The organism is Kitasatospora sp. NPDC051984, from assembly GCF_044593455.1.
Lineage (GTDB): Bacteria > Actinomycetota > Actinomycetes > Streptomycetales > Streptomycetaceae > Kitasatospora.
Window position 1 is genome coordinate 1 of record NZ_JBIUCB010000058.1, and the last position, 4,113, is coordinate 4,113.

3 protein-coding genes and 1 pseudogene are annotated in these 4,113 nt (G+C 69.8%); 1 reads left to right on the forward strand and 3 read right to left on the reverse strand.

What is annotated here, in order from left to right; translation table 11 throughout:
* Positions 1 to 1,773: 1,773 nt before the first annotated feature.
* Positions 1,774 to 1,959, reverse strand: coding sequence for a hypothetical protein (locus ACIHEI_RS37405; RefSeq protein WP_396609983.1), 186 nt, complete (start codon positions 1,957 to 1,959; stop codon positions 1,774 to 1,776).
* 18 nt (positions 1,960 to 1,977) lie between these two features.
* Here ACIHEI_RS37405 and ACIHEI_RS37410 point away from each other — a divergent pair, with 18 nt between their 5' ends.
* Positions 1,978 to 2,271, forward strand: coding sequence for a hypothetical protein (locus ACIHEI_RS37410; RefSeq protein ID WP_396609984.1), 294 nt, complete (start codon positions 1,978 to 1,980; stop codon positions 2,269 to 2,271).
* 60 nt (positions 2,272 to 2,331) lie between these two features.
* On the opposite strand, the pseudogene ACIHEI_RS37415 reads toward ACIHEI_RS37410, so the two are convergent.
* A pseudogene (locus ACIHEI_RS37415) lies at positions 2,332 to 3,101 on the reverse strand (transposase family protein).
* A 371-nt stretch (positions 3,102 to 3,472) separates the two neighbouring features.
* Positions 3,473 to 3,925 carry a spore-associated protein A gene (locus ACIHEI_RS37420; protein ID WP_396609985.1) on the reverse strand — a complete coding sequence of 151 codons (453 nt, stop codon included), beginning with the start codon at positions 3,923 to 3,925 and terminating at the stop codon, positions 3,473 to 3,475.
* Positions 3,926 to 4,113 lie beyond the last annotated feature (188 nt).

Here is a 4,113-nt window from a genome sequence, read left to right on the forward strand (position 1 = left end):
ATCTCTGCTCCGCAGACATGACGCGCCGTCACTAGCGTGACGGAGTGACGCTGCGTGACTTCGTCACGCTGGTGACGGAGGGTGGTCCCCCTTCGCTCCGCTCCGGGGGCCGGCCTCCGGCCGGTGGTCCGGGTCGAGGGTGTCCCAGTGCCGGGGTGGCGGTTCGGGCGGGGGGTCTCGTGGTGACGGCTGGACCATATTTCTGCTGGTCAGACGTGGTGCAGGCTGGGCGCACTCCGTGCGCTGGCTGACTGGGGAGCGGGTGTCCGGGGTCTGCGGTCGGCATCCGGAGGGGCACGGGCCACGCTCCTACCCCTCGACTTTCCTCACATCGTGTCACCGCAACGGGCCCAGCACAAGCCCTCACTCGAACCGTGCAGTCACCCAACGCAAGTGGTCTAGACCCATTCTAGTGGTCTAGACCGCTCTCTGGCCTCATTTCATATCCTCCAGGCCCTCAGAACCGCCCCTGGCGCTGTATCAGAAACTCACTGCTCGACAATCTCGCCTCAGCCCTCCTGCCCGTCCAAGAATGCACCACCTCGCCGCCTGGCCAACAGCACGACTTGACGCAACACCACCGCCTGAACCGGCATCAAAAGCACGCCAGCAGGAACCCCGGCCCGTTGACGATATGACGCGGAATTCGGGTACAACATCCATCCACCGGAATGCCGAACCCATGCAGAAATCCCATCGACCCGAATATGGAATACCCCCATACCGAAAACCGCCTGCCGTCGTTGGGCAGGTCATGACGCCTTCTCCCCCGCCCGTTCCACCGTGAGGCGCGGACGGGAAGTCACCGGCCGATGCGGCCACACGTCAGTGGAGGTGCGGGCCAACGTCAGCGTTCCAGCCCTGCTGCACATCCCCACCTGCGGCTCAGCCTCCAAGCAACCGCTGACGCGAAGCCGCATCCCCTGACACCGCACCCGAACATCACACCCCGGCACCGCATAGACCCCGCCACCCGAACAACGGCAGGGGCGCTCAGGAGAATACCTGCCCGGTTCACCAGACCCAGGCGGAGCTCCGCCCGGTCCAGGTGCCACTGGGCAAGCTGTAGCCGTCCCTCAGGGCGTAGTTGCTCATCCACATGCCCCACCCCTCCCCCGTGAACCAGGACAGAGATGCTTCTGTCCTGGGGCAGAGGATTCCCGCGCCACCAGAAGGCAACCTCATGTCCGAGGCAGCGCTTCTCGGCCCCGGGGTGACGGCTGCGAAACGAGACCCTGGCCGGTGGCCCGGTCAGGCTGAGGCAGGCCCTGCCCGGTCACCGGCCCCGCCGAGCCCGGCTGCCCCGAACCGATCGCGGCGGCCGCCGCCAGACGGACGCTGGAGAAGAGGCCGAGCGCCGATGAGTGACCCCGCCCCTGGACCGACCGCGCCCACCCCGCCCGCCACCCACTCACCACCAGGACCAGGCGCACAGAGGTAAGCCGGGCCGGTGAGAGGACCCGGATTCGGCGCCTGGCCTGCAGAGACGACCAGATGCCAGGCGCGGACGCGAGCCCCTGAACGAGCAGGTGGACGAGCAGCCAAACGAAACCCGGCGGGCGGGTGCTCGGCGGCCTGGTCGTCGTCGTACTCCGACCCGGCCGGCCCGGACAAGGAGGAGCTCGCGCCGTCGATCCCGTCCAGCACCACCGCCCACCCACCACCAGAAGCAGAAGGAAGGGGCCAGGAGAGGGTCAGATTTTCCGGGACCCGTCATCAACCCTTTGGCCTGGGCGAACGGGGCGGCTTGGCGGCCCGCTGGGCCTGCGGGGGTCAACGGCTCTGCTCGGGGTGGGTGCCGGGCTCGAAGGCCACCGCGCCCGGGGTGTGGTGATCACGGAAACCCTCGACCACCCGGGCACCACGCGCGCCGAGGCCGGCGTAGGCGATCAAGCCGGGCCAGTCGCCGGCGTCGACGAGGGTTCGGCACGTCGGGCAGACGTAGACCCGGACGCCCACGTGTACGTCGGGAGACCGATGAAGAACTCGGCGGTAGCGAAGAAGACGACCGCCCCCGGACGCGAACAGAAGTCACATGCCGGCATCGGCGGCATTGGCCCGATCCCGTACACAGGGGCGGAGGAGCCGTCGGAGGCGTCGCTGTTCGGCATGCTGGCGTCCTACGACCGCCCGGCCAGGCCCGCCCGGGGCCCGGAGGGCGCCGGGCGGGCCTGGGAGCGTGTTTGGAGGGCCCTCCCGAGGCTGCTGGTCGTCCTGGTCGACACCACCCCGCCGCCGAGGCGCGCACCGCGGTGGCGGACCTGCGCCTAAAGGCTGTCTCGTAACTCGGCTGACGGCGTGAGGGCATGTGCCTGGCCGGGGGATCTGGCCTCAGCCGGTGAGGGCGAGGTTGTGCATGCGGGCGATGCCGCTGGCTGCCCAGTAGACGCCCAGGCCCCTGCGCCGGCAGCCGCGCAGGATCTTCCAGTTCTTCATGCGGGAGATCGCGTGTTCGACGCGTGCTCGCACCCTGCGGTGCGAGCGGTTGTCGTCCTTCTGCCGGTCGGGCAGGTCCTGGCCTGGTGGGCGTCGGTGCGGGATGAGCGTGCCGGTGCCGCGATGGGCGCCGTTGGCCAGTACGACGGCGTTGCCACGGGCGGCGTCGACGCCGGACTCGGCGAACGCCTGGCAGTCGTTGCGGTTTCCGGGCACCGGCCTGCCGACCGCCAGGACCAGGCGGGTGTGCGTGTCGATGCGGATCTGCAGGTTCGCCGAGTGCCGGCAGTTCTTCGACGGGGCGGCCACGCTGCGGTCCCGGGTGGGGACCAGGGTGCCGTCCACGATGACGGCCTCGTCGGCCGTGGGACGGCGGCGAGTCCGCGCCAGGGCCAGGAACGGGCTGCGCCGGTCGATGATCCGGTGGGCGGCCGCCGGCGAGACGCCGAACAACGGCCCCAGTTGGCGCATCGTCAGGTTCGTCCGGTAGTAGACCGCGACCAGCAGCACGCGGTCCTCCAAGGACAGCGCCCACGGCCGGCCGGGCCTGGACGGTCCAGTGCCCGGCCTCCGCGATACTTCACCGCCTGGACCAGGCGTCGGAACCGGGCCGGGCGCAGCCCGGTGAACACCTCGATGAGCTCACAACGCTCCGCAGACAGCACCTAGAAACCACTGCGGTCGCCGACAGGCGGGTGGGAGGAGAGGTCGAGTGTCGGTGAGCGGCCCGCTCGGGGCCGGCCGTGCCCACTCTGCCGCCATCCATCATCAGGACCGGGCCCGCTGTACTCGACGGTCTGGCCGTCGGGCGGCCGGTGGCGGCGATGAGCAGCCCGCCGTGGGCGCGGATGCCGGACGGTCTGGTCGGGGCCGGGTGGCAGGCCGGACGGCGTGCACCGGTCTGTCGCTCGGCCCGTACTCAGGTCGCAGGGAACGGGCGGGATGGGCAGGCGGCTCGTCTACTGGCAGTGCTGCCGGGGGCCGGCTCTGATCCGGAGGGGCAGGGCGGTGGCGGGGGCTCCGGTCAGGGCGGTCGTCAGCAGTTGGTTCCCAGGACGATCATGGAGGCGCTGTCTATCGCGCCGTACCAGTCGATGCAGTGGCCCTTCCCGTAGACGTACACCGGGCCGGCGTATCCGCCGTAGTACCCCTGGTCGACGTCCGCCCAGCCGGGGTCGCCCGCCTGTGAGATCTTGACGACCATCCACGGCTTGGTGCCGTCGTTGTAGCGCGTGGTCACCGCGCAGTTCATGCCGTTGGAGGAGTTGTAGGTCAGATAGAGCGTGCCGTTGCCGACGGGGGCCGAGTTGACCACCGAGTAGCCGGAGCCGCAGGCGCCGTTGTAGGGCGCCGCGAGGATCTGCTGCGGAGCTGCGGTGGCCGGAATGGTCCCGAGCACGGACAGCGCCGCCGCTCCGAGGGCGGCCTTCGTCGCCAGGGCCTTGCCGGAACGGGTCTTGTTCTTCGGCCGAGCAGTGCGTGTGGTCATGCCGTTTCTCCCTTGTCCGTGGCATCGCTGTGCCTGGTCGCATCGGCGGGAAGCCCTCGCCGGCTGCTGTGGTGGGGCCGCCTCAGCCTCGTTCACCTGAGCCCGAATCCACCGGTTGACCGTCGGTGCTGGAGCGGAGCGGAACGAAGAGATGCCCTGCGACCTGCGATGATGTGAGTTCTCTACGC

Excerpts from the sequence above, each read along its gene's own strand:
- ACIHEI_RS37410 (WP_396609984.1), top strand. The coding sequence starts at position 1,978 with ATGAAGAACTCGGCGGTAGCGAAGAAGACGACCGCCCCCGGACGCGAA.
- ACIHEI_RS37420 (WP_396609985.1), bottom strand. The coding sequence starts at position 3,925 with ATGACCACACGCACTGCTCGGCCGAAGAACAAGACCCGTTCCGGCAAG.